Raw genomic sequence first — 24,650 nt, forward strand, 5'->3', positions numbered from 1 at the left:
CGCACCCAGCGGATGGAGGAGGGACCGATGGCTATTGTTTCCGAAGGGTCCCCGCCGGCAGAGGCTGAGGTCCGGGTCGATCCGATCGAGGCGCAGTCCCATTTCCACCGGACCGAATCGCGCATCGCCGTCGCCGGCCATCCGATCCACGCCATGCTGGTCACCTTCCCGATCGCGCTGACCATGTGCACGCTGGGCGCCGACGGCTTCTACTGGTGGACAGGCGACGCCTTCTGGGCGCGCGCCGCCCTGTGGGCCAGCGGAATGGCCTTCCTCCTCGGTGTCGGGGCCGGACTGGCGGGCACGGTCGAGCTGCTGCTGGTGCCGGGCATCCGCGCCCGCTCCGCGAGCTGGACTCACTTCGTGCTTGCCGTGATGCTGCTTTCCATCCTCGGCGCCAACTGGGGCTACCGTCTGGCGGGTTACGAGCAGGCCGTGCTGCCGTGGGGTGTGCTGCTGTCGCTGCTGGCGGCGGGTTTCACCGCCATCACCGGATGGCATGGCGGAAAGCTGGTCTTCGACTATCACCTCGGCACCTCGTCCACGGGCAAGAGGTGACCGCGTGGTGAGAGAAGCCACGCCGGCACGATTTCGTCTCCGACCAAGGGCTTGCCGAGCACCAGGATCAGAATCACCAGCATCGTGAGGCCGGACACCAGCAGCAGCGGTGCCGGATGCGGCGTCGTATAGTCGCCTTGCCGCTCACCGACCTGCAGGGTGACATGGCCGAGCCAGGCATGGGCGAGTACCAGCAAGCCGACCAGCGCCAGCTTCACGAACATCCACGGCACGAAGACCTCGCGCAGGAAGATCAGCGCCGTGCCCAGTGCGATCGCGATCACGGCCGCCGGCGTCACCACGCCGACATAGGCCACGTGCGTCACCAGCCGGCGCCGAGAATATTGGTGCTGATCGTCCGCCGGATGGTGCCGCGCCAGCAAGAGCGGCAGGCCGACGAGGCCGGCGCACCAGATCGACAGGGCGGCGATGTGGAGGAATTTGAGGGCCGCGATCATGCCGTGCCGGCGGCCCGGATCCACACCCGGCGCGCGATCAGCGCCGTCGCCAGCGCATAGGGGACCACGCCCGGCACCCACATCACCAGTCCCGCGAGCTGCTGGTCGGCGACCTGCTCCAGTCCCCAGGGCAGTGTCGACGCGGCATGGCTGGCATAGAGCGGCGTGCGCGCGAAGGTGAGCAAGGCGCCCAGCATGCCCATCTGCGCCATGGCGAGGATCGAGGCCATCGACGCCGTCACGGGCGGCGCGGCGAAAAGCTCCCGCCAGAACCAGCTCGCGGTGCCGAGCAGGCTGAGCTGCATCAGCCAGTAGACCGCCGTGTCGCCGAGCGCGCGGTCATACAGCGAAGGCAGGTGCCAGGCCCACAGGGTCGCGGTCGAGATCAGGAACGCGATCCCGAGATGTCTCGAACCACGGCCGGGAAAGGCCAGCGCCGCCAGCGGAGCGGCCGCGGCGACCAGCAGCACGTGATGCACGGCGCGCACAGAGAACAGCGCAACGGTCAGCGCGCAGAGCGGCGACACGAACGCCACCGCGAGGACTGCGACCGAGGCCAGCGCAAGGCGCGGATGCGGCGACCGCATCGCCACCGCGGCCGCGACGGCAAGCACGACCAGCAGCACTGGGTCGAAATTCCAGCGACCGATCCAGTCGTACGGGTGAGGAGGGGCGCCGCAATAACTGGTCATGGTTCTGCGACGCCGTCCGCCGATGAAAGGGAGTTCAGTCGCAACGCAAATGGAGGGCCGGAGTTCCCGCCAGCGCAGCGCCTGTGAACCAAAGGTGCCTTGCTGCCGCTTCCTTAACGAGACGCCCGCTTCAGCGCGTCGTGCCCGTAGGCCAAAGCGAGGGCGAGCAGGGAGCCGCCGACGATGTTGCCCACTGTGCTGAACAGGAGATTGAGCAGCCCCGCCGACCAGTCGAGGCCGCCCGGCAGGCCGCTCAGCCATCCCATCGGGATCAGCGACATGTTCGCGACCGAATGTTCGAGGCCGGCGGCGACGAACAGCATGATCGGGCCGACGATGGCGAGGATCTTCGCCGGAAGCGTGTTGGCGCTCATCGACATCCAGACCGCGAGGCACACGAGCGCGTTCGCGAGGATGCCCGAGCAGAAGACGGCCTGTGGCGACTTGTCGAGCTTGTCCCCGACGACACTCCGCGCCGCGTCGCCCACGTCCCCTTCCAGTCCACCGCTGGCCGCGAACAGCAGGGCGACGACAAGGCTGCCGGCGAGATTGCCGAGCCAAACGACGGTCCAGGCGGCGGCCATCCGGCTGACGGGCAGCGCGCCCGTGATAGCCGGCAGCACCATCATCGTGTTTCCCGTGAAGAGTTCGGCGCCCGCGATCATCACGAGGATGAGTCCGACCGAGAAGGCCAGCCCCGACAGAAGCCGTACCGGACCGGTTGCCGGGCCCTCGCCCAGCCCCGACTGCGCAACCAGTGAGATCACCGACCCGAAGGCGATGAAGGCGCCGGCGAGGACGGCCAGGACCGCCATGCGCGGCCAATCCTGCTGCGCCTTGGCGGCCAGCGCCTGCGGTGCCGCGCGGGCGATGGCCTCTCCAACCGGATCCTTGTCCTTCTCGTCCATCGAAGCGCCCTCGCTGGGATAGGGACCGGGCTACGCGGCCTCGATGCGAACGGGAACGGCTTTGACCGCCGGCGTCTTCGACTTGCGATCGTGGTGCTGCAGGGCGATCAGCGGGTTCAGTTCCGGATAGTAGCCCGCGATGCTGCCGTCCGGCAGGTCGAATGGGACGACCTCCAGCCCGTCGATGCGGCGGACATGGCCATCGTCGGCGTCGCCCACAAGGGACACGCGCTGTCCCGCGACGAGGCCCGCGCGCTCGATGTCGGCGGGGTTCATCATGACCACGTCGCGTGTGCCCTCGATGCCGCGCAGGCGGTCGCTGTAGCCATAGATGGTCGTATTGAACTGGTCGTTCGAGCGCAATGTGATCAGGCGATAGCGGCCGGGGGTGTCCTCGACGTCGGTGGCCGCGAGCATACTGGGCGCGGTGAACTGGGCGCGGCCGCTCTCGGTCTTCCATTCGCGCTCGCGCGCCGGGTTGCCGCGATAGAATCCGCCCGGTTCGAACATGCGCTCGTTCATGTCGTAGAACTGCTCGGGATAGGTCTCTGCGATCAGGTCGCGCACCACCGCATAGTTGGCTGTCCAGTCGTCCCATTGGACCCGGGGATTGGGCGCCAGCGTTTCCTTGGCGATCCCGGCCACGATGGCGGTCTCGGACAGGAGATGCTCGCTGGCGGGCTCCCGATGGCCGAGCGAACCGTGGATGTGGCTGAAACTGTCCTCGATCGTCACCGTCTGCGGACCGCTCGCCTGCATGTCCTCCTCGCTGCGACCGAGGCAAGGCAGAAGGTAGGCGACACGGCCGTTGAAGAGATGGCTGCGGTTCAGCTTGGTGGCGATCTGGACGGTGAGCTGCATCCGCTCCCAGGCCGGCTCGACGCGCGTCTGGTCGGGAATGGCGCGCAGGAAGTTGCCGCCCAGCCCGATGAAGGCCTGCACCTCGCCGGCGAGGAGTCCCTCGCAAACGGCGACGGTGTTCATGCCCTCGCTGCGCGGCGGATCAAAGTCGAACATTGCCGCGAGCTTGTCGAGCGGCACCAGTTCGGGCTTTTCGGCAATGCCCACCGTGCGCTGGCCCTGCACGTTCGAATGGCCGCGCACCGGGCAGATGCCCGCGCCCTCGCGCCCGATATGGCCGCGCATCAGCAGCAGGTTGACCAGCATGGCGATGTTCTCGAAGCCGTGGACATGCTGGGTGAGGCCCATGCCGTAGACGCCGATCACGCGCTCCGCCTCGACATAGACCCGGCCGGCTTCCTCGATGTCGGCACGGCGGAGGCCCGATTCCTGTTCGATCCGTTCCCACGAGGTCGCATCCGCCTTCGCGTGGAAGGCCTCGAAGCCGGTGCAGTGCTGGGCGATGAAGGCATGGTCGATCACGGTCCCGCCCTGTCGCACGTCCTCGGCGAGGACGAACTTGCAGAGGCCCATGATCGCGGCGATGTCGCCGCCGGCGCGCGGCTGCAGATACTGGCAGCTGATCGGCGTTTCCTGGCCCGTCAGCATCTGCAGCGGGCGCTGCGGATTGATGAAGGAGGTGAGGCCCTTCTCACGAAGCGGATTGAAGGTCACGACCTTGCAGCCGCGCTCGACCGCCTTCTGCAGCGGGTGGAGAAAGCGCGGGCTGTTGGTGCCGGTGTTCTGGCCGAAGAAGAACATCGCGTCGCACTTCTCGAAATCGTCCAGCACGCAGGTGCCGACCGGCGACCCGATCAGCTCGTTGAGGGCCACCGACGTCGTCTCGTGGCACATGTTCGAGCTGTCGGGCAGATTGTTGTGGCCGTACAGCCGCGCGAACAGGGCGTAGAGATACGAGGTCTCCAGCGAGGCGCGGCCGGAGGCGTAGAACACCGTCCTCTTCGGTTCGCTGGCCTTCAGCGCCGCGCCGATCGCCGAGAATGCGTCCTGCCAGGTGCAGGGCACGTAGCGATCGCTGGCGGCGTCGTAGCGCAACGGGTGGGTGAGGCGGCCCTGCTGCTCGAGATCGTGATCCGTCCAGCTCCGCAGCTCGCTCACGGTGTGGCCGGCGAAGAAGTCGGGCGTGCAGCGATGGGTGGTCAGTTCCCACAGAGTCGCCTTCGCGCCGTTCTCGCAGAATTCGAAGGCGTGCGGATGCTTGGGCTTGCCCCACGCACAGCTCGTACACATGAAGCCGCCGGTCTTGTTCTGCTGGCGCAACGTGTCGAGCGCGCCCACAGCCGACATCTCCCGGCCGACCGTTTCCACGATCCCGCGCAGCGAGCCCCAGCCGCCGGCGCTGCCGTCGTAATCGGTGTGTTCCGGCTGATCCGTCATGGCGCTTACCCTGCATTTCAGTCGGTATGCAAAGCGGGGGCGGCGCAAAGGTTGCCGAATTTCTTCGCTTCGGACGAGATATGGCAGCCGTGCAACCCTGCATCTCTCGACGCGTTCGGGGAGCAGGGTCAAGCGCGCCAACGAGCCTGTGGCTTGCTTACACGACCCGCCTCTCCCTCCGATGACGTTGCGGCCGGAATCGTCGCACAACAGCCCTCTGTCCCAAGGGAAGAACGCACATGACAACGATGCCAGCCGATGGACGAGAAATCACCGCGCTTACGAGTGAGGTGCTCAAAGAGCTATCAGCGGTCGATAGCGGTCCCTGCCTCTCGCTCTTTCAGCCAACACACCGCCGACATCCCGAGAACCAGGAGGACCCGATCCGTTTCCGCAATCTCCTGAAGGAACTGGAAGCGTCCCTTCATCAGAAGTACCCGGCCGCCGAGTCCAAAGAACTCCTGGAGCCGTTCCAGGCACTCGCGCAAGACGCCGACTTCTGGAATCACGCGCTGGAGGGATTGGCTGTGCTGGGCGCGCCGGGCTTCTTCCGGGCGCTCCGGTTCTCCCAGCCCGTCGACCAGCTCGTGGTCGTCGCCGACAGTTTTCACACCAAGCCCCTGCGACGGTTTCTCCAAACCGCCGATCGCTATCATGTGCTGAGCCTCAGCCTGCACGGGATCCGGCTGTTCGAAGGCAACCGGCGCACGCTAGACGAGGTCGACATGTCAAAGCGGGTCCCTGACTCGATCGGCGAATCGAGCGCCGAAGCATCAGCGGACGGCGACGGTGGCGGGGCGGGCATGCCGCTGCGGCACGGCCTCGGCGGAAAGGGCGCCGAGGCGGACAACGAGGCGGATCGCTACTTCCGCGCCGTCGATCGCGCGGTACTCGAGCACTACTCCCGGCCGTCGGGCCTGCCGCTGATCCTGGCGGCCCTGCCGGAGCATCATCATCGCTTCCATGAGGTCAGCCAGAACCCGTTCCTCATCGCTGACGGCATTCGCCTCAATCCGGAGTCCCTGTCGGCCGACAAGCTGCGCGAGCACGCCTGGCAGGTCGTCGAGCCGCAGTATCAGGCGCGCCTCGAAACGCTTCACGGCGAATTCGAGCAGGCCAAGGCGCGCGGCACCGGCAGCGACGTGCTCGCCGAGGTCGCGGAGGCGGCCGCAGCCGGTCGCGTCGCCACCCTCATGGTCGAGGCCGGCCGCGAGATTGCGGGCCGTCTCGATGTCGCGACGGGACGGATCGAGAAGGCGGAGCTGGGTGCTCCGGACGTCGACGACATGCTCGACGATCTCGGCGAGTTGGTCACGAAGATGGGCGGCACCGTCCTTGTGGTTCCCGCCGAGCGTATGGAGCTGCCGACCGGCCTGGCCGCGACGTACCGCTATTGACCGATGTCGTGCAGGACAGGCGGCATGTTCGGACTCTTTCGGAAGTGGCTGGGCGAGGCAACCATACGCTCCCCCGTGGCATTCTCCAGAGACGCAACAACAAGGAGGCGAAAATGAAGAGACTTATGATCACGACGGGTTGCGCCTTGGTGGCCATGACCGGACTCGCCGCGGCCCAGACGACGGCGCCCGCGACAACGCCCTCGGCAACACCGTCGACCACGCCCGCGACCCCGTCCGGCGGAGTGGGTGCCAAGCCCGGCTTGCAGCGCGTCGACAGCTCCTCGCTCGTCATGACGCTGTATACGGCCGATCCTGCCGATGTCCGCGCGTCCAAGCTGATGGGCACGAACGTCTACAATCTCAAGGACGAGAATATCGGCGAAGTCAGCGATCTGGTCATCGACAACGGCAAGACGATCAAGGCCGTGGTTGTCAGCGTCGGCGGCTTTCTGGGCATGGGCGAACGTGACGTCGCAATCTCGCCGGCCTCGATCGTGCTCAGCGAGCAACGTGATGGTTCGTTCCGCCTGGTCGTGAACACGACCAAGGACGACCTGAAGAAGGCAACGCCCTTCAATCTGGGCGACGTCGACAAGGCCGGCCCGAATGCCGCCAAGTCGGGCGACGCCGCATCCCTGAAGAAATAGAGCACCCGCGGGGCGCGGTACGCCCGCGCTCCGCGGCCCTCTTCTCGCAACCCCGCTAGCCACAGGGCTAGCCCCGGGCATCACAACGCTGTTCCCGCCCACGAAGGATTCCGAAAATGCTCAAGCTCGCGCTGGTTTTCTTCCTCGTGTCGTTGGTCGCGGGTTTTTTTGGATTTACCAATATCGCCGCCGGCACCGCGACGATTGCCAAGTGGCTCTTCGTGATCGCCATCATCATCTTCGTCATCTTCCTGGTCCTCGGCCTGATGGCCGGCGAGGTCCTTTTCTGATCGCATGCTGAGGTCGAGTATGTGGCCGGCGGCACCCGTCTGGGGTAACGCGATGCTGATCGCGGCGGCGGGGGCAGCCCTTGTCCTGGCCGCTGCCTTCGGACGCGCGATGGGCAATTCGCCGGTGGGACGCAGAATTCTGTATTGGTCACCGCTCGCCGTGGCGTTCGTCGTCTTCACCTATGTGGGCGTCGCACTCGTGACGACGCTGAGCACGTCGCCTGGATCGTGCATCTACAGCAGCGAACATCCCTCCGACTGCCAAGAGGGAGTCGCGTCACCGTCGCGGACCCCTTCGATCTAGGGTGCGAAAAGTCGACGCGCGGTGACGCCGACCACCGAGGCCTGTACGACCACCGAGAATATCACGACGACGTAGGTCGCGAGAACGATCACGTGCTTCTCGAGTCCGTCGGGCAGAGCCAGGGCAAGTGCAATCGATATCCCGCCGCGCACGCCGCCGACCACCAGGATCGAGTACGAGCCGGCCGGCAAGCTCTCCCCGCGCCTGAGCGCCAACATCGGCGCGCCGACGGAAAGCGCCCGGGCAGCGAGCGTGAGCGGGATGGCCGCCAGTCCGATGAGGAGGAGCCGCCAGTCTTCGAGGATGACGACGACTTCGACGCCGATGAGGAGGAACAGCACCGCGTTCAGGGTTTCGTCGATCAGCGACCAGAACTTGTTCACGTGATCGCGCGTATTGTCGCTCATAGCCAGGCGCCGGCCGTGATTGCCGATGATGAGCCCGGCTACCGCCATCGCGATCGGGCCGTTGACGCCGAGACTGTGGGCCAAGGCATAGCCGCCCATCACCAGGGCGAGGGTGATGAGGACCTCGAGATTGTGGTCGTCGATTGACCGCAAGGCCAGGAAGGCCGCCCAGCCGGCGATGAAGCCGAGTGCCGCGCCGCCCAGGGCCTCGACGGCAAACAGCCGGCCCGCTCCCGCCACGCTCACTTCTTCCGCTCCCGTCGCCATGCCCAGAAGCAGGGTGAACACTACGATGCCGACGCCGTCGTTGAACAGACTCTCGCCGGCCACCGTCGCTTCCAGGGAGGGAGGTACTTTCGCCGACTTGAGGATGCCCAGGACCGCGACCGGATCCGTCGGGCTGATCAGCGCGCCGAACACCAGGCACCAGATCACCGGGAGCGGTATGCCCGCGAGATCGAGCGCCAGCCACGCCGCGCCGCCGATGAGAGCGGTCGACAGGAGCACACCGGAGATGGTGATGAGGCCGATTGCCCAGGCCGAACGCCTCATCGTCTGGAGGTCGATGTGGAGGGCGCCCGCGAACAGCAGGAACGACAGGAGTCCGTCCATGACCGTCGCGTGAAAATCGATGGACCTGATGCTTTCGACGAGTTCGCGTGCGAGCGCGAGCCCGGGCCACAGAGCGTTCACCGCGACGATGGCCAGCGAAGCCAACGCGCCCATGATGGTCAGGCCGGTCGTCTGGCGCAGCCCGATGAAGCGATGATTGACATATCCGAACACGGCCGCACAGACGATCACGGCTGCTGCGACATCGAACGGCCCCAGCGCGCTCACGTGGTGTCGCTCAGCCGTTCTCGAAGAGATCGTCGCAGTTCGAGAAGCCGCGCGCGGTCCTTGCCTTCCGCGGCGGCGATCACGGCGTCGAGTGCCGAGGCGAGCGCCTTCAGCACGTCGGCGTCGGAACCGGCATAGTGCGCAACGGCACCGATCGCGTCGACCGCGACCACTTCGAAGGAGACCGGCTCCGCGACGATGCGCAGCCGCCCCTCATCGTCATGACGGAAGCTGGAGGGCGTCCTGCGTTCAGCCAGCCGCACCAATGCCTCGCGCAGCCGGTCGATGCAGTAAAGTGCAGTCGTCGGGTCGTTGATGCCGGGGGAGAGGGCTCGCTGGGCAATTTCCACGATCCGCCGGACGGAGAAAGCGAGGTCCTGATAGGGAGTGCGTTCGATTCCGACGATGAGGGTTGAACGCAGTGCGGCAGACTTTTCTTCGGGGAGGGCCGTCGCCGCGAGGACGCGGAGCAGCGAATCGCGCTCGGTCACGAAACTGCCGGGCCGCGCCACCACGTTGACGATCAGATCCTCTTCGGCCGCCAGCCGAAGCAGCGCGGCGCTGTCGATGGACTGGACGTAACCACTCGCGATTGGGCGGATGATGCGCCCCTGGTGGAAGTCCGGCGGCTCGACGTCCGTCTCCGGCTCCTCATCCCCCAGCCGCTCCGGAAACAGACGATCGATCGTGGCAGCAGTTTCGTCCGCCAGCGATGCGAGCAGCGTCTCGATACGGATCGAACTGGCGGTGTGGTGGATGAAGTAGATCAGCACGGCGAGACCGGCGACGGCGAGCACGACACCGATCGCCACGGCCAGATGCGGCACGAAGCTCGACCCCTCGACGCCTTTCACGGTGCGCAGTACGAGCAGGCAATAGACGAAGGTGCTGATGAACGTGCCGAGCACCAGCTGATTGCCACGGTCGCGCATGAAGTTGCGCAACAGGCGCGGGCCGAACTGCGAGGAGGCAAGCTGCAGCGTCAGCATGGTGATCGAGAAAGTGAGGCCGGCGACCGTGATCATCGAGGTCGCCACCGCAGACAGGATGGCGCGCGCGCCCTCCGGCCCGAAGAGATAGATGAACTCGAAGCGTCCGTAGGCGTCCGCCTCCATAGCCGCATCCAGTTGGACCGCCGCGAAGGACAGGATCACCGCGCCGGCTGCCATGAGGCTGGGCAGAAACCAGAAGCTGCCCCGCAGGCGCTCCCAGATGGAGACGAGTCGGGTGACGGACAGAAATGCGCGCATCGGCATTCAACGCGCGAAGCCGCCAAATGCTCCCGGCGCGTGATTCTCTCGCGAAAAAGCGTCTATGCGCGCGCCGGCAGCGCGCCCTTGGCCGCGCGGATTTCGGCAACGGCACGATCCCAGGCGGCGAGCCGTTCGGGGCCGGCCGGATGTGTATCCAGCAGGCCGGTGTCCTTGCGTCCCGACGCACGCGCCATGGTGACCAGCAGCCCGCGCGCCTGGTCGAGGTCTACGTTCGAGCGATAGAGAACCACGGCCGCGAGATAGTCCGCCTCGCGCTCCTGCTCCTTGGAATAGGAGATGCGGCCGATTGCGCCGCCGACTTTGGCGCCAGTATCCATTGCTGAGCGCGTGATCTGGCCGCCATAGGGGCTTCTGTAGGAGGCGGCGGCGCCCGCGGCACCCAGTAGGATGGCGCCAATCAGGGCGCCGGTCATCGTGTTGCGCTGGTTGGTGGCGATGTGATTCGCCGCCTGGTGGCCCATCTCATGCGCGAAGACGAGGCAGACCTCCTCCTCGTTCGCGGCATACTCGACGACCCCGCGGTTGATGAAGATCGACCCGTTGGCGCCGGCGCCGGCGTTGATCGAGCGGTTCGCCGATGCGGTCACCTGCCAGTTGCACACGCCCACGTTCATCTCGCGGCACGTCTGTTCGGCTGTCGGGCGGATGCGGGCAAGGGCCGAGCGCAGGATCTCGTCGACCTCGGCGTCGGTCAGTGCGCGGCGCGCCGGTGGGCCGCCGGCACCCTGCACCTCGCTCTGCGCCAGGCTGAGATGGCTGTCGCTGACCTGCGGCAGTTGATGCACCGCCCCGGCACAGCCGCATACCATGCACGCGCTCCCGAGCGCGAAGAACGATCTCCGATTCATGGACTCCCCCGAACGCTGCCGCCGGTTGCAGTGTGCGGAGAGATGCTACCGAGAGGTGGGTCGGGGAGTCAACGACCTGGGTGCACTACCGGCCATGCTCGCCCGCCAGATTGGCGGGCCTCATGATCAGGAAAGCCGCGAGCGCGACCAGCATGAGGACGGCAACGGCGAGGAAGGCGAGGCCCCAGGCCATCGGCGACATGCCGCCCGCTAGGTCGAGTGTCCAGCCGACGACCAGCGGGCCGACGAAGCCGCCCGCATAGCCCAGGGTCGAGTGCACCGCCAAGGTCGCGCCGCGCCGCGCCGGCTCGGCGTTGCCGGCCGCGCCCGCCGTGACCGACGAGGAATCGAGCCACACGACGACGCCGTAGGCGATTACCAGGAACACCGCCAGCCAATAGCCGGTCGAGCCGGCGAAGCCCAGGATCGCGGCGAAGCCGATCGACAGGATCATCGCGGTGGCGACGAGGCGGCGGCGGCCGAAGCGGATCGAGGCCTCGTTGCCCAGCACGCTGGCGAAGGTGCCGAGCAGCGCCATCACCGTGACCACCAGCGCGGGCGAGAGCGTGCCCTCCGTGACGCCGGTGCTGCCCGCGACGAAGGCCAGGAACGCCACGCCCCAGCCGCGCAGCGCGCTCATTTCGAGGGTGTGGACGCAGTAGACGACGGAATAGGCGAAGGCCGACCTGTTGCGCACGACCGGCCGGAAGTCGAACAGAGCCCCCTGCGCCTTCACGCGCGGCGCCGGCGTCTTCGCGGGCACCGACAGCGCCACCATCGTCCAGGCAGTCGCGGCGGTGAGGGCGGCGAAGGCGAAGGTCCAGCGCCAGCCGAATTGATCGGCCAGCACGTCGCCCAGCAGGTAGGAGACCGCGCCGGAGATGCCGATGCTGGCGGCATGGCCGGTGACGGCGCGCGACATGAGTTTGGAATCCACCTGGTCGGCCAGCAGCTTGAGGCCGGTCATGTAGGTGCCGGCCCAGCCGATGCCGGCTAGCGCGCGGGTGAAGAAGGCCGACCAGAAGCCGTCGGCGAACAGGCCGAACATCAGGTGGCCGGCGACCGTGCAGGCGACGCCGAACAGATAGACTTTCTTGCCGTCGATCCGGTCGGTGAGCGTGACCAGCACCGGCACCGCTAACATGTAGGCGCCGAAGAAGATCGCCGTGATCCAGCCGGCCTCGCTGTTCGACAGGCTCCAGCGCTGCATCATCTGCGGCAGCAGCGCGGGCCAGAAGCCGGCGCCGATCTGCACGAAGATCTGGGCCGCGCAGACGATCGCGACCAGACGCGCGCCGCTCATCGTCTTGGTCGGCCCCTCAGTCGGCATGGCTCGCCGTCGGTTGCGGCACGGGAATCATCCAGAGGGCCGCGAAGGCCGTGAGGCAGAGGGCGGAGGAGATGATCAGGACTCCGGCGCCCAGGCGGTCGATCAGCAGCGCAAAGACGAATGGTGCGCCGGCCGACAGGAAACGCGACGGCGCCCCCAGCAGCCCCAGGCGATAGCCATAGCTCTTGGGCCCGTAGAGCGCGAGGGGCACCGTACCGCGCGCGATGGTGATCACGCCGTTGCCCATGCCGTGCAGCACCGCGAAGATGCTGGCCGCGATTCCGCCGCCCAGGCTGAGCAGAAGGACAGTGCCCACGGGATGCGTTGTGGTGGCGAGGCGGCCCGAGGTCAGGGGATGCAGATGCCGTAGCGGCCCGGCCTCGAGCATGCGCGCCGCCACCTGCGCCGGGCCGATCAGGGCCCCGGCCGCGATGGCCTGCGTCGGCGTGGCGCCTGCGGCTTCCATGATGCGCGGGAAGTGCGCCGCCATCCCCGAGGAGACGATCCACGCGCCCGAGAAGGCGATGGCCAGCAGCACCATCGTGCGATCGAACGGCACCGGCTCGTCGACCGCTTTCAGGGTAGCGGCGAGATCGGTCGGACGCGGCAACAGCAGGGAATTGCAGGGAAGGCCGATCACGATATGCGCGGCGGCCCACAGCAGGCAGGTTTCGCGCCAGCCGATTGCGGCGGCGCCCCAGGCGGTGAGCGGCCAGGCCACGGTGCTGGCAAAGCCCGCCAGCAGGGTGATGCCGGTGATCGCACCGCGTGCATCCTTTCCGTAGAGCCGTCCCAGCGCGCCGAACGCGGCGTCGTACAGGCCAAGCCCCATGCCGATGCCCAGGAGAGTCCAGGCGATGGCGAAGGGCACGAACGATTGCGCCTGCGACAGCAGCACCAGCGCCGCCGCGAACAGCAGGCTCGACGCGGACAGCACGCCGTTGCCGCCGGCCCGGTCGATCATCCGCCCGACCTTCGGCCCGATCATCGCGGAGATGATTAGTGCCGCGGAGAAGGTGCCGAAGAACAGGTTGGTCGTGATGCCGATGTCGCGCGCCATCTCGTCCGCCAGCACCGCCGGCAGATAGTAGGTCGAGCCCCAGGCCAGCGTCTGCGCCGTCCCCAAGACGATGATGGTCGAAAGTTTGCGGCGATCCATCACGAGGCTTTGGGCCCGGCGCAGCAGGCGGTGGCGGCGGGCGCCCCCTTGGCCGGCGAACAGCATCCCGACGCCGCAGGCGCGGCAGAGGCGGCCGGGCCGTTGCAGACCCCGGTTTCCGGAAGCACGAGCTCGACCTTGCGGGCCGCGTCATGGTCGCCCGCCAGCTCGGCGGCGATCGAGCGGACCTGCTCGTAGCCCGTCATCATCAGGAAGGTGGGCGCACGGCCGTAGGACTTCATGCCGGCGAAGTAGAAGCCGGCCTCGGGCTGCGCCAGCTCACGCGCGCCGTGGGGCCGAACGGAGCCGCAGCTATGTTCGTTTGGATCGATCAGCGGCGCCAGGATCGGCGGGCATTCCAGCGCGGGGTCGAGCGACAGCCGCAGCTCGCGCAGGAAATCAAGCGCGGGCCGGAAGCCGGTCGACACCACGAGCTCGTCGACGATCACGGCGCGGCCGCAGCAGGCCGAGCCCGCCGCCACGCGCAGCCGGTCGCCATCGCGCCCGATATGGCCGACCGCGAAGCCGGTCTCGCTGCGGATCTTTCCGCTGGCGACCAGTGCGGCGAAGGCGGAACCCAGCGCCCCGCGCACCGCGAGCTGGTCGGCCGCGCCGCCGCCGAACGACTTGCCCGGATCGGTCGACCGCAGCAGCCAGACGATCTCCGTTGCCGGGTCTTGGTCCTTGAGGCGGGCGAGATCGATCAGCGTCCCGACGGCCGAATGGCCGCCCCCGAGCACCGCAACGCTGCGGCCGGCATAGCGGGCGCGGTCGCGGCCCAGCACATCGGGCATGCCGTAGGCGATGTGCTCCTGTGCCTTCGTCTCGCCGATGGCTCGCAGCCCGTTCGCGCCGGCGGGGTTGGGCGAGAACCAGGTGCCGCTCGCGTCGATGACGGCGTCCGCCGTCAGTTGCCCGGGGCCCTTGCCATTCTCGTAGCGGATCTCGAACGGCGCCGACTCGCGGCCCTTGGTCTTCACCTTGTCGAAGCCGGCGCGGCCGATGGCGGTCACGCGGCTGCTGGTGCGGATGCGTTCGGCGAGCGGCGTGCGCGTGGCCAGCGGTTCGAGATACTGTGCCACCAGCTCGGCACCGGTCGGATAGTGGTCGGGCGCCGGCCGGTTCCATCCCGCGGCGGTCAGCAGGCGGTCGGCGGCCTTGTCGATATTGTATTCCCAGGGCGAGAAGGTCTGCACGTGGCTCCACTGGCGGACCGCGTGTCCAACCGTGGGACCGGCCTCGATCACGACGGGCTCCAGCCCTCGTTCCAGCAGATGCGCCGCCGCGGCGAGGCCAACGGGACCGGCGCCGATCACGGCGACCGTCTTCTTCGCAGGGGTGATCGAATCGGGCATGTTGGTCTCCTATGTTTCTAGAATATTGGAAAGACGAGGCGCAACAAAATCGTCATCTAGGCAACGCATGTCTTCCCTGCGGCCGGGCGGACGCCGTCGGCGCAGCATTCCTCGGCCAGGAAGGCGAGGAGATCGTGCATCAGCTCATAGTTGGCGTGGCAGACCAAGGTCGCGCCGTCCCGCACCTGGGTGACGAGGCCGACGATCACCAGCGACTTGATGTGGTGAGAGAGGGTCGAGGCCGCGACGTCGAGCTTGGCCTGGAGGCGGCCGACCGGCATGCCGTCGGCGCCGGCGCGCACCAGGGCGCGATAGATCTTCAAGCGGGTCGGATTGCCCAGCGCTTCCAGTCGGGCGGCGGCATCGTCGAGCTTCATGAGGCGAAGATAGGTGGCCGTTCGATGGAGTCAACCAAATTTCCAGAAATATAGAAATACGTGCGTTTCGCAGCGGGCGGTTAGGTCACCAGGCTGGCCAGCGCCGCGAGACCTTCGGGCGGGCTCGCCTGCCAGGGCAGCATGTAGAGGCGTCGGGCCAGGCCCTGCTGCACCCTCGCGATCTGCGCGCGCTCCCCGCTCAGACGCCTGACGAGCAGCGGATCGTGCGTGCCGCTTCCCACCAGGCTTCGATTGATGACCCAAGCATACGGCTCGATATGCGCACGACGCAGATCCTCCTGCAGCGCGGCCGCCTCCGATACCGGCGTGGTTTCCGGGAGGGAGACCAGGATGATGCGCGAGTAGTCGGGATCCTGCAGCCGCATGAGCGGCGTCACGACCCGGCCCTGGGCGTGGGTGCCGATGTTCCGGGTCATTTCGCGATGGTAGGCGCCGGCGGCATCCATCAGCAGCAGCGTGTGGCCGGTCGGCGCGGTATCGAGCACGACGAAGGCGCTGCGGGCCTCCATCACGATGCGCGAGAAGGCATGGAAGACCGCGACCTCTTCCGTACAGGGTGAGGCCAGATCCTCACGCAGCAACGCGAGGCCCGCCTCGTCGAGATCCGCCGCGCGTGAAGCCATGACCTTGGCGATGTAGCGCTGCGTTTCCTCGCGCGGATCGATACGGTCGACCCGGAGGCCGTCCATCGTCGCGCCAAGCGTCGACGCGACATGGGCGGCAGGATCGGTGGTGCTCAGGTGAACGCCGTGTCCACGCTTCAGCAGGCCCACCGCCAGCGCGGCGGCGATGGTGGTCTTACCGACGCCGCCCTTGCCCATGACCATGATCAGCCCGCGGCCGGCCGATGCGAGTTCGTCGACCAGCCGGCCCAGCCCGGGAATCGCGGGCGACGCCGATGGCTCACCCGCCACGGCATCGACGGGACGTTCCGGCTCGCCGCCCAGCACCTGTCGCAGCGCGTCCAGTCCGACCATGTCGAAGGACCGCAGCGGGATCCGGTCCTGCGGCAGCGGTCGCAAGGACTCGGGCAGGTCGTCGAGGACCTGACGGCCGAGCGTCTCGATCGATTGCGCCACCGCATCGCCGGGATCGGTCGCCGCAAAGACTCCGTTGATCGCGAGGTACTGGTTGGCGAGCCCCAACGCCCTGAGCTCGGCGCTGGTCCGCGCGGCCTCGCGCATGGCGCCGCGGTCGGGGCGACTGACCAGCACGATGGTCGTGCTCTCCAAGTCGCCCAGGGTGGCCAGCGCCGCCTGGAAGCGCTCCTCCTGCATCTTGAGGCCGGAATGCGGGCCGAGGCACGAGGCGCCCCGGTCGTTCCCTTTCAGGAACCCGGTCCAGGCCCGGGGCAGGCTGAGCAGGCGCAGCGTGTGCCCGGTGGGCGCGGTATCGAACACGACGTGATCGAACGCCTCGGCGCGGGTGGCCAGCAAACCGACGAACTCGTCGAAGGCGGCGATCTCGGTCGTGCAGGCGCCGGAAAGTTGTTCGCGCACGGCGGCGCGGTCGGCATCCGTGGCATCCTTCCCGAGCTGTTCCAGGACGCGTTGCCGGTAGGCTTCCGCCGCGGCCTCGGGATCGATATTCATCGCCGACAGGCCGGGCGCGCCGGGCACCGGCCGCGGCGCGTTCGACAGCGTCGCGGCGAACATCTCGTCCAGATTCGACGCCGGGTCGGTGCTGATCAGGAGAACAGATCTCCCGCGATCGGCGAGCGCGAGGGCTGTGGCGCAGGCGAGCGTCGTCTTCCCGACACCGCCCTTGCCCGTGAAGAACAGGTGGCGTGTGGGCGCCGCGAGGAGTCCGAGCGGGATACTGGCTGACATGTCTTCACTCCGGGCAGGGGCGCCCTGCGAGTCGTGAAGGAGACACAAGATCACCTGTCGCGCCTTGCGCCAGCGCAAGGCCGCCGCCTGTTCGACCGGCTCAGGCCGCGCGGCCGACCGTCCGGATTTCGCCCCGGTGGGCCGGCAGCAGGAAGGTGATGATCCAGCAGGCCAGCAGCATCGCCGCCGAGCCGCCGAGGCAGAAGCCGATGCCGCCCCACTGGTAGAAGAGGCCGGAGAGGAGCGTGCCGGCGAGGCGCCCGCAGGCATTGGCGGCGTAATAGAAGCCCACGTCCTCGGCTGCCTTCTCCGATCCCGCATAGGCCAGGATCAGGTACGAGTGCAGCGAGGAGTTTACGGCGAAGGGCAAGGCGAAGATCGCCAGTCCCACCACGACGACGAGATCGGGGCGCAGGTCGAGCGCACTGTTCAAGGCGAGCGCGATCGCCAGCGGCACGGCGAGCAGGAGGCCCGCCCACAGGCGCGCGCCCGGCACTTCGCGGCTGAGCCCGTCGGCGCTGCGCGGCACCAGGGCGGGCGCCACGGCCTGCAGCCCGCCATAGGCGATGGTCCAGGCGGCGAGGAACGCACCTACCTCCACGAACCGCCAGCCCGAGGCGTAGAGGAACACCGGCAGGCCGACGACGAACCAGACGTCGCGAGCCCCGAACATGAAGACGCGCGCCGCGGCGAGAAGATTGACGCCCGCCGACTTGGCGAACAGCTCGCGCATGGTCTTCGACGCCTTGGCCTTGCCCAGGTCGCGCGGCAGCAGCGCCAATCCGGCGAGGAGGACGACGAGCAGCAGCGCCGCCATCAGCCAGAGCGCCGCGCGGAACCCGACCGCCTCGAGGAGCAGGCCGCCCACGAAGAAGCCCAGGCCTTTCATCGCGTTTTTCGAGCCGGTGAACCACGCCACCCACTTGAAGAGACGGCCCGCGCCGTCGCCCGCCGTCGCCTTGATGGCCGACTTGGAGGCGGTCTTGGTGAAGTCCTTGGCGAGTCCGGCCAGGCCCTGCGCGACGACGACCCAGGCAACGGAGAGAACGGGGCTCCACGCCGGATCGAGCGCTGAGAGCAGGAACAGGCTCGTGATCTGCAGCAGCTGGCCGGTCATCATCATGCGCGGGATGCCGAAGCGTGTCGCGAGCCAGCCGCCGGCGAGATTGGCTGCGATGCCGGCGAATTCGTAGAGCAGGAACAGGAAGGCGAGCGTGAACGGCGAGTAGCCGAGCCCGAAGAAATGCAGCAGCACGAGCATGCGCAGCGCGCCGTCGACCAGGGTGAAGCCCCAGTACGACCCGGTGACGATCAGGTAGTCGCGCGCCTTCGTGCCCATCAGGCGCCTGCTTCGATCACCATCCGGGCGAGATCGACCATGCGGCAGACATAGCCGACCTCGTTGTCGTACCAAGCATAGACCTTGAGCAGCGTGCCGTCGGTCACCATGGTGCTGGGGGCATCGACGATCGAGCTGCGCGTGTCGTTGCAATAGTCCGCCGACACCAGGGGCCGCGTCTCGTAACCCAGGATGCCGGCCAGAGATCCTTTGGCCGCTTCCTGGAAGAGCGCGTTGACCTCGGCCTCCGTGGTGGAGCGATTCAGCTCGAACACGCAGTCGGTCAGGCTGGCGTTGAGCACCGGCGCGCGGACGGCGTGGCCGTTCAGCTTGCCCTTGAGTTCGGGGTAGATGACCGTGATCGCCGTGGCGCTGCCGGTCGTCGTCGGCTGCAGCGACAGCATGGCCGAGCGTGCGCGGCGCAAGTCCTTGTGCGGCGCATCGACGACGACGTTGGTGTTGGTCGGGGCATGGATGGTCGTGATCTGACCGTGCCGGATGCCGATCGATTCGTGCACGACCTTGACCACGGGCGCCAGGCAGTTGGTGGTGCAGGAGGCCGCCGTCAGCAGGTGATGACGCGCCGGCTGGTAGAGATGCTCGTTGACGCCCAGCACGAGGTTGAGCGCGCGCTCGTCCTTGACCGGCGCCGCCACGATGACCTTCTTCACGCCGCGATCGAAATAGGCCTGCAGCTGCTCCGGCTTCAGGAACTTGCCGGTGCATTCGAGCACCAGCTCGCAGCCGAGGTCGCCCCAGGCGACCTCTCCGGGCGAGGGGGCGGCGCTGAAGCCCAGATAGGTGCCGCCGACCGCCAGACCGCGCTCGCCGTCGACCTCGAAGGAAGTGTGCCAGCGGCCATGCATGCTGTCGAACTCAAGGAGATGCGCGGTCGCGGCCGCGCCGCCCTTGATCTCGTTGACGTGGATGACCTCGAGGCGATTGTCGCGCCGCGGATCGTCCAGCGGGCGCTGTATGCCGCCGAACGCGGCGCGCAGAGCGAGGCGCCCCATACGCCCCATGCCGTTGATTCCGACCTTCATCGTCCGCTCCGCCCGCTCACGCCGGTACCTTTGCAGAGTCGCCGATCTCGTCGAGGCGCTTCTTGAGCGCCATCCGGTCGAGCGACGCATAGGGAAGGTTGACGAAGATCTCGAGGCGCCGGCGGATCATGCCGTAGAGCTCGTTGATCATCGTGGCGCGCTCGACCTCCGATCCCATGAACTTGGCGGGATCGGGCAGCGGCCAGGCGCCGGTGACCGGCCGCTCGCCGAAGTCGGGACACTGCTGGCCCTGCAGCACGTCGCACAGGGTGATGACGAAATCCATGCGCGGGGCGCTCGGTCCGGTGAACTCGTCCCACGTCTTGCAGCGCAAGCCTTCGACCTCGTGACCGAGGGCGCGAAGCTTGGCCAGCACCTCCGGCATCGGTTGTGCCGCCGGATCGGAGCCGGCGGAGTAGGCATTGAACTTGCCCTTGCCCACCTGCTCGAGGATCGCCTCGGCCATGAGCGATCGGGCGGAATTGTGCGTGCACAGGAACAGGACGTTGAAGGCGGGGGTCATGTGAACCTCGGGTTGATCCTCGGGCAGGAGTCGCGCCAGGTCGCCACAGAGGTCCGGTCGTCCGCCACAGCACGTCTCCGTCAGGAAGCTGAAGAGCGCGCGCAAACCGGCGAAGCGGACCGCGTAGATGATGTTGCGGCCCTGCCGGGTGGACTGGACGAGGCCGGACTGTTCGAGAGCGGCCAGATGGAACGACAGCGTCGAGGGCACCTGCCCCAGGGCGCTGGCGAGTTCGCCAGCCGCCATGCCGGAAGCGCCCCTGGTCGCCAGAAGCCGCATCAGGTTGAGGCGGGTTTCCTGCGAAAGGGCGCTGAATCCGGCAGCGGCGTCTGACGATTCCATAGTTCTCGAATAGTCCAAAAATGTGACATACGTATTACTCAGTTGGCCGTCAGGAGTCGATGGCGAACCGTGGCAGATCGATCCGGAGACGGCCCAGATGTCCTTATTCGAGCGTTACCTGACCCTGTGGGTCGCCCTGTGCATCGTCGTCGGCATCGCGCTGGGGCACTTCTTTCCCGCCCTGTTCCACGCCGTCGGCACGGCGGAGTTGGCGCACGTCAACCTGCCCGTCGCTGCGCTGATCTGGCTGATGATCATCCCGATGCTGATCAAGGTCGATTTCGCCGCCATGGCCGAGGTGCGCCGGCACTGGCGGGGCATCGGGGTGACCCTGTTCATCAACTGGGCGATCAAGCCGTTCTCGATGGCCCTGCTGGGCTGGCTGTTCGTGGGCTATCTGTTCAGGCCGTGGCTGCCGGCCGACCAGATCGAGAGCTACATCGCCGGACTCATCCTGCTGGCGGCCGCGCCCTGCACCGCGATGGTGTTCGTGTGGAGCAACCTGTCGGACGGCGAGCCCGACTTCACGCTGACCCAGGTGGCGCTGAACGACACGATCATGCTGGTGGCCTTCGCGCCCATCGTCGGGCTGCTGCTGGGTCTCTCGGCGATCGTCGTGCCGTGGCCGACGCTGCTGCTGTCGGTCGTGCTCTACATCCTCGTGCCGGTGGTGCTGGCCCAGCTCGTGCGCCGTGCGGCGCTGGCAAAGGGCGGCCAGGCGGGCCTGGACCGGCTGCTGGCGCGTCTGCAGCCCGCCTCGCTGCTCGCGCTGCTGGCGACGCTCGTCCTGCTGTTCGGCTTCCAAGGCGAGCAGATCATCGCACAGCCGCTGATCATCGCGCTCCTGGCGGTGCCGATCCTGATCCAGGTCTACTTCAACTCCGGCCTCGCCTATCTCCTCAACCGGGCGGCCGGCGAGGACCATCGGATCGCCGCACCCTCGGCGCTGATCGGCGCCAGCAACTTCTTCGAACTCGCCGTGGCGGCCGCGATCAGCCTGTTCGGTTTCTCCTCGGGCGCCGCGCTGGCCACCGTGGTCGGCGTCCTCATCGAAGTGCCGGTCATGCTGTCGGTGGTGAAGATCGTGAACGCCAGCAAGGGCTGGTACGAATCCGGCGCCGCGGTGTCGCGTCGGCGTTGAGGGACGCTATGGCTTCGAGCGCTTCCACGGAAAGAACAGCTGCATCCCAGGCTGGAGCACATTCCTGCGCGGGAGAAAGAGGCTCGCGACGAGGGCGACGCCCATGCTCCCCAACCACAACCAGAAGCCCAAGTCGTGACTTACGATGCGACCGCCTGTCCAGCCGTTCGAGTGGAACTCGACCCGGAGGTGCCAGGGCGCGACCGCCAGACTCGCGGCGCAGCACAGCAGGCCCGCCCAACGCGCTCTCCTGAACCAGAGCGCCGCCCATCCCATGAAGAGCAGGACGTTGGCCCACCAGGAGAAGAAGCCGTATTCCCCGCCGGTGTTGATCTCGGCAGGCCAGAGGAGGGCCCCGAACAACAAGGCTGCGAGGGCCGATTCGCATGTCATTCGGTCGTTGAAATGACAGAAGGCGGTTTGCGTCAGGCATGCCGCATAGAGGGCGACGCTCAGGAACAGCAGAGGTCGGACGACATCGACCGGCTTAGAGTCCATGACAGGTTGTCCCGATCATCGTTCCGGCTTGACGTTAGCGGGCTCCGGTGTTGCCCGCTAGGGGATACGTTGCTCACAGCGGAACCGGCGCCGCGCTCGCGGTTTCCCGCTGCGCGACGGCTGCTATCCTCCGCCCGCGACAGGGAGCGTGAGAAGCAATGGATTTCCAGGAACTGGTGCACAGCCGCCGCAGCACCCGCGGCTTCAAGGACAGGCCGGTGCCGAAGGCGGTGATCGCCGAGATCATCGAGGACGCCAAGCGCGCGCCGTCTTCGATGAACAGCCAGCCTTGGCATGTCCATGTCCTGACCGGCGCGCCGCTCGACGAGGTGCGTCGCCGCAACATGGAGGAGATGGTGGCGGGCAAGCCGTCGAAGCGGGACATCTTCACCCATGGCCCCTACGAGGGCGCCCATCGGGAGCGCCAGGTCGGCGTCGCCAAGCAGCTGTTCGCCGCCATGGGGATCGCGCGCGACGACAAGGCGATGCGCCAGGACTGGGTGCTGCGCGGCTTCCGCCAGTTCGACGCGCCGGTGTCGCTGGTGCTGACCTACGACCGCGTGCTCGATCCTGGCGCCACCTGTCATTTCGACCTTGGCGCACTGTGCTACGGCATCGTGCTGGCGGCCTGGGACCGCGGCATCGGCGCCGTCGTGAACGGCCAGGGTATCGCCCGTTCCGACATCGTGCGCGAGGTCGCGCAGATCCCCGAGGACGAGGCGATCATGACCTGCGTTGCCCTTGGCTATCCCGACGACTCGTTTCCGGCCAACGCCGTCCGCTCCGAGCGCACGCCTGCCGAGGAGTTCGTCCGCTATGTCGGGTTCGACTGAGAAAGTCGGAATCCTGGCGAGTAAACGAAACAAACGAAATAAACGAAACAGACGAAGCGGGGGCGGCGGGTCCCGATTCGTCTGTCATGGTGACCGTTGACGGTCGATGTTGCTCGCCGGTCGGGCGCTCCCCCGGCACGGGCACTCCCCCGGCACGGGCCGCGCCCGCGGGGCCTCGTCAGGCCCTTGCGTCGGCTACATACACTGCGCCTGGACGGTCATCGCGGTCTCGAGGCCCTTCATGACCTTGGGCGTCATTTCCGGCGAAGAGGGGGTGCCGCCCTTGGCCATCACGGCATTGGTCGTGGTCATCGCCCCGATCACGTCGGCGCGATCGGCCCCGGTGATCTTCTCCGACATGCACTTGCAGATCTTGTCGGCGTCCGGCACGGGCGTGCCGGTCTTGCACTGGGCCATGAAATCGTCGGCGGCCGCGGTGACCGTCAGGCCGGCCGACAGAGCGAGGACCACCGCGGCGACGCGGAAGCCTGTTCCAAAAATGCGCATTGATTGTCCTGTAGTAGCCGGCGTCGGGGGCGACGTCGCGCGCCGTGACTTGGTCACAGCGCGCGCGCCGGCTCAAGCGGCAAAGGGCACTCTGCGATTGCCCCCGCGAGGAGTCGTGTGCTGGGATTGGGTCCCCTGAGGCCTCAGCCGCGGCCCATCGCAAAGAATTCGGGGTTCGGGCGCATGCTGGTGACATTGGCCATGCGGTTGGACAGGCCGAAGAAGGCGGCGATGGCGGCGATGTCCCAGACGTCTTCCTCATGGAAGCCGTGCTTCTTCAGCGTCTCGATATCGTCGTCGCCGACCTGGTGGGCGGACTGGCTCACCTTCACCGCGAAGTCGAGCATCGCCTTCTGGCGCGGCGAGATGTCGGCCTTGCGGTAGTTGATCGCGACCTGATCGGCGATCAGCGGATCCTTGGCGCGGATGCGCAGGATCGCGCCATGGGCGATCACGCAATACTGGCATTGGTTGAGGTTCGAGGTCGCCACGACGATCATCTCGCGCTCGGCCTTGCTGAGGTTGCCGGGCTTGTCCATCAGCGCATCGTGGTAGGCGAAGAAGGCGCGGAATTCCTCTGGGCGATGCGCCAGCACGAGGAAGACGTTGGGGATGAAGCCGGATTTCTCCTGCACCTTCTCGATGCGCGCGCGGATGTCGGCCGGCATGTCGGCGAGGGCGGGCACGGGAAAGCGGCTGATGGCGGGATCCTTGGCGGACATGTCGTTCTCCGGAAAGCTCAAGACGTGTTTGCGCCTCAGCTTTCCTCTTCTTCGTCGCCGCTGTCGAGCCACTCGACGACGCGGATCATGCGCCCGTCCTTGTCGAACACGATCCTCAGGCTGTCATACTCCGTGCCATCGGGCGTATCCTTGAGATAGTGCCAGTGCGCCACGGTGCCGCTGCCATGGCCGCGCACGCGAACGGCCTTGCCGAACTGGCGTACGACGTCGGCATAGGTCGATTGGCCCGGCGTCAGCTTCTCGACCGCACCGGCATCGATCGGCTGGCCGATCTCGCGGGCACAGGCGCCGAGCGCAAGCACGCACAGGAGAGCCGCAAGGCTTCCGCGGACCGGCTTGAGGATATTGGACGGAAGTCGCACGCTGCCTCACAAAGCTGAACCATCACGCACAAGCGTAAGAGAAGTCCAAGGATATGGCGATTTCTTGGCGCCCTGACAGTTCGGCGGGTGAGGCTGACCGTTTACCTCGAGGCCTCGGGCGACGGCGGGCGCGGCAGGCACGGTCGAGGCCGGCGCCTTCGTCGTGCTGCCGCCGCCGAACTCGTTCCAGGTGGTCGGATTGCAGGCGGCGTCGAATGTGGACAGATATATTGGCGGACCGCCACCGATGCCGTCGTTGATGGCGAGGCGGAATTCATTATCGCCCGGGGCACCATAGGAGTGCGGGATGTTTGTCGATGCAGG

The 24,650-nt window shown here is 67.2% G+C and carries 26 protein-coding genes; 7 read left to right on the plus strand and 19 right to left on the minus strand.

Features of this window, described 5'->3' with window-relative positions; translation table 11 throughout:
- The first annotated feature begins 27 nt into the window (after positions 1-27).
- On the plus strand, positions 28-558 hold the full coding sequence (locus tag ACO07K_RS04385) for a DUF2231 domain-containing protein (protein WP_422034675.1): 531 nt from the start codon (positions 28-30) through the stop codon (positions 556-558).
- Here ACO07K_RS04385 and ACO07K_RS04390 read toward each other — a convergent pair.
- The 4 genes from ACO07K_RS04390 to ACO07K_RS04405 form a co-directional block, all read right to left on the minus strand.
- Positions 525-1,016 carry a CopD family protein gene (locus ACO07K_RS04390; protein WP_422034676.1) on the minus strand — a complete coding sequence of 164 codons (492 nt, stop codon included), beginning with the start codon at positions 1,014-1,016 and terminating at the stop codon, positions 525-527. The two genes, ACO07K_RS04385 and ACO07K_RS04390, sit on opposite strands and share 34 nt — an antisense overlap.
- Positions 1,013-1,708 (minus strand): cytochrome c oxidase assembly protein, encoded by a 696-nt coding sequence (locus ACO07K_RS04395; RefSeq protein WP_422034677.1) that lies wholly within the window; start codon positions 1,706-1,708, stop codon positions 1,013-1,015. The genes ACO07K_RS04390 and ACO07K_RS04395 overlap by 4 nt, the downstream gene beginning before the upstream one ends.
- Before the next feature lie 113 nt (positions 1,709-1,821).
- Positions 1,822-2,616, minus strand: a complete 795-nt coding sequence (locus ACO07K_RS04400; protein WP_422034678.1) for a formate/nitrite transporter family protein — start codon at positions 2,614-2,616, stop codon at positions 1,822-1,824.
- A 30-nt stretch (positions 2,617-2,646) separates the two neighbouring features.
- A complete protein-coding gene (locus ACO07K_RS04405) occupies positions 2,647-4,914 on the minus strand; it encodes an FdhF/YdeP family oxidoreductase (protein WP_422034679.1) in 2,268 nt (755 codons plus the stop codon).
- 248 nt (positions 4,915-5,162) lie between these two features.
- Here ACO07K_RS04405 and ACO07K_RS04410 point away from each other — a divergent pair, with 248 nt between their 5' ends.
- From ACO07K_RS04410 to ACO07K_RS04425, 4 genes are all read left to right on the plus strand, one after another.
- Positions 5,163-6,311 carry a hypothetical protein gene (locus ACO07K_RS04410; protein ID WP_422034680.1) on the plus strand — a complete coding sequence of 383 codons (1,149 nt, stop codon included), beginning with the start codon at positions 5,163-5,165 and terminating at the stop codon, positions 6,309-6,311.
- A gap of 113 nt (positions 6,312-6,424) precedes the next feature.
- Positions 6,425-6,961: a PRC-barrel domain-containing protein gene (locus ACO07K_RS04415; protein ID WP_422034681.1), complete on the plus strand. Its 537-nt coding sequence runs from the start codon at positions 6,425-6,427 to the stop codon at positions 6,959-6,961.
- Between the two features lie 116 nt (positions 6,962-7,077).
- Positions 7,078-7,251, plus strand: a complete 174-nt coding sequence (locus ACO07K_RS04420) for a DUF1328 domain-containing protein (RefSeq protein WP_422034682.1) — start codon at positions 7,078-7,080, stop codon at positions 7,249-7,251.
- Between the two features lie 52 nt (positions 7,252-7,303).
- On the plus strand, positions 7,304-7,555 hold the full coding sequence (locus ACO07K_RS04425; protein ID WP_422034683.1) for a hypothetical protein: 252 nt from the start codon (positions 7,304-7,306) through the stop codon (positions 7,553-7,555).
- Here the strand turns inward: ACO07K_RS04425 and ACO07K_RS04430 are convergent.
- The 11 genes from ACO07K_RS04430 to ACO07K_RS04480 form a co-directional block, all read right to left on the minus strand.
- Positions 7,552-8,802: a cation:proton antiporter gene (locus tag ACO07K_RS04430; protein ID WP_422034684.1), complete on the minus strand. Its 1,251-nt coding sequence runs from the start codon at positions 8,800-8,802 to the stop codon at positions 7,552-7,554. The two genes, ACO07K_RS04425 and ACO07K_RS04430, sit on opposite strands and share 4 nt — an antisense overlap.
- Positions 8,799-10,052 (minus strand): DUF2254 domain-containing protein, encoded by a 1,254-nt coding sequence (locus ACO07K_RS04435; protein WP_422034685.1) that lies wholly within the window; start codon positions 10,050-10,052, stop codon positions 8,799-8,801. Before ACO07K_RS04435 ends, ACO07K_RS04430 begins: the two co-directional genes overlap by 4 nt.
- 62 nt (positions 10,053-10,114) lie before the next feature.
- Positions 10,115-10,885 (minus strand): M48 family metallopeptidase, encoded by a 771-nt coding sequence (locus tag ACO07K_RS04440; RefSeq protein WP_422034686.1) that lies wholly within the window; start codon positions 10,883-10,885, stop codon positions 10,115-10,117.
- A gap of 124 nt (positions 10,886-11,009) precedes the next feature.
- Positions 11,010-12,254 carry an MFS transporter gene (locus ACO07K_RS04445; protein WP_422034687.1) on the minus strand — a complete coding sequence of 415 codons (1,245 nt, stop codon included), beginning with the start codon at positions 12,252-12,254 and terminating at the stop codon, positions 11,010-11,012.
- Positions 12,244-13,413 carry an MFS transporter gene (locus ACO07K_RS04450; protein ID WP_422034688.1) on the minus strand — a complete coding sequence of 390 codons (1,170 nt, stop codon included), beginning with the start codon at positions 13,411-13,413 and terminating at the stop codon, positions 12,244-12,246. The genes ACO07K_RS04445 and ACO07K_RS04450 overlap by 11 nt, the downstream gene beginning before the upstream one ends.
- Entirely contained in the window at positions 13,413-14,768 is a 1,356-nt protein-coding gene (locus ACO07K_RS04455) for an FAD-dependent oxidoreductase (protein ID WP_422034689.1), read from the minus strand. The genes ACO07K_RS04450 and ACO07K_RS04455 overlap by 1 nt, the downstream gene beginning before the upstream one ends.
- Before the next feature lie 56 nt (positions 14,769-14,824).
- Complete coding sequence (locus ACO07K_RS04460; protein ID WP_422034690.1) at positions 14,825-15,145, minus strand: ArsR/SmtB family transcription factor; 321 nt, start codon at positions 15,143-15,145, stop codon at positions 14,825-14,827.
- Positions 15,146-15,225: 80 nt separating this feature from the next.
- A complete protein-coding gene (gene arsA, locus ACO07K_RS04465) occupies positions 15,226-16,995 on the minus strand; it encodes an arsenical pump-driving ATPase (protein WP_422034691.1) in 1,770 nt (589 codons plus the stop codon).
- A gap of 100 nt (positions 16,996-17,095) precedes the next feature.
- Complete coding sequence (gene arsJ, locus ACO07K_RS04470) at positions 17,096-18,334, minus strand: organoarsenical effux MFS transporter ArsJ (protein ID WP_422034693.1); 1,239 nt, start codon at positions 18,332-18,334, stop codon at positions 17,096-17,098.
- Positions 18,334-19,377: an ArsJ-associated glyceraldehyde-3-phosphate dehydrogenase gene (locus ACO07K_RS04475; protein ID WP_422034694.1), complete on the minus strand. Its 1,044-nt coding sequence runs from the start codon at positions 19,375-19,377 to the stop codon at positions 18,334-18,336. Before ACO07K_RS04475 ends, arsJ begins: the two co-directional genes overlap by 1 nt.
- Positions 19,378-19,393: 16 nt before the next feature.
- A complete protein-coding gene (locus ACO07K_RS04480) occupies positions 19,394-20,242 on the minus strand; it encodes a metalloregulator ArsR/SmtB family transcription factor (RefSeq protein WP_422034695.1) in 849 nt (282 codons plus the stop codon).
- A 97-nt stretch (positions 20,243-20,339) separates the two neighbouring features.
- On the opposite strand from ACO07K_RS04480, the gene arsB reads away from it, so the two are divergent.
- Entirely contained in the window at positions 20,340-21,383 is a 1,044-nt protein-coding gene (gene arsB / locus ACO07K_RS04485; protein ID WP_422034696.1) for an ACR3 family arsenite efflux transporter, read from the plus strand.
- A gap of 6 nt (positions 21,384-21,389) precedes the next feature.
- On the opposite strand, the gene ACO07K_RS04490 is transcribed toward arsB, so the two are convergent.
- Positions 21,390-21,881, minus strand: coding sequence for a hypothetical protein (locus ACO07K_RS04490; protein WP_422034697.1), 492 nt, complete (start codon positions 21,879-21,881; stop codon positions 21,390-21,392).
- 158 nt (positions 21,882-22,039) lie between these two features.
- Here ACO07K_RS04490 and ACO07K_RS04495 point away from each other — a divergent pair, with 158 nt between their 5' ends.
- A complete protein-coding gene (locus ACO07K_RS04495; RefSeq protein ID WP_422034698.1) occupies positions 22,040-22,714 on the plus strand; it encodes a nitroreductase in 675 nt (224 codons plus the stop codon).
- Between the two features lie 195 nt (positions 22,715-22,909).
- Here ACO07K_RS04495 and ACO07K_RS04500 read toward each other — a convergent pair whose 3' ends face one another.
- The 3 genes from ACO07K_RS04500 to ACO07K_RS04510 all read right to left on the minus strand — a co-directional run bounded on the left by ACO07K_RS04500 (position 22,910) and on the right by ACO07K_RS04510 (position 24,326).
- A complete protein-coding gene (locus tag ACO07K_RS04500; protein WP_422034699.1) occupies positions 22,910-23,221 on the minus strand; it encodes a hypothetical protein in 312 nt (103 codons plus the stop codon).
- A gap of 143 nt (positions 23,222-23,364) precedes the next feature.
- Positions 23,365-23,943 (minus strand): peroxidase-related enzyme, encoded by a 579-nt coding sequence (locus ACO07K_RS04505; RefSeq protein ID WP_422034700.1) that lies wholly within the window; start codon positions 23,941-23,943, stop codon positions 23,365-23,367.
- A gap of 35 nt (positions 23,944-23,978) precedes the next feature.
- Positions 23,979-24,326 (minus strand): hypothetical protein, encoded by a 348-nt coding sequence (locus ACO07K_RS04510; RefSeq protein ID WP_422034701.1) that lies wholly within the window; start codon positions 24,324-24,326, stop codon positions 23,979-23,981.
- Between the last annotated feature and the right edge of the window lie 324 nt (positions 24,327-24,650).

Origin of the sequence: Reyranella sp., from assembly GCF_965228225.1 — a bacterium.
Taxonomy (GTDB): domain Bacteria; phylum Pseudomonadota; class Alphaproteobacteria; order Reyranellales; family Reyranellaceae; genus Reyranella.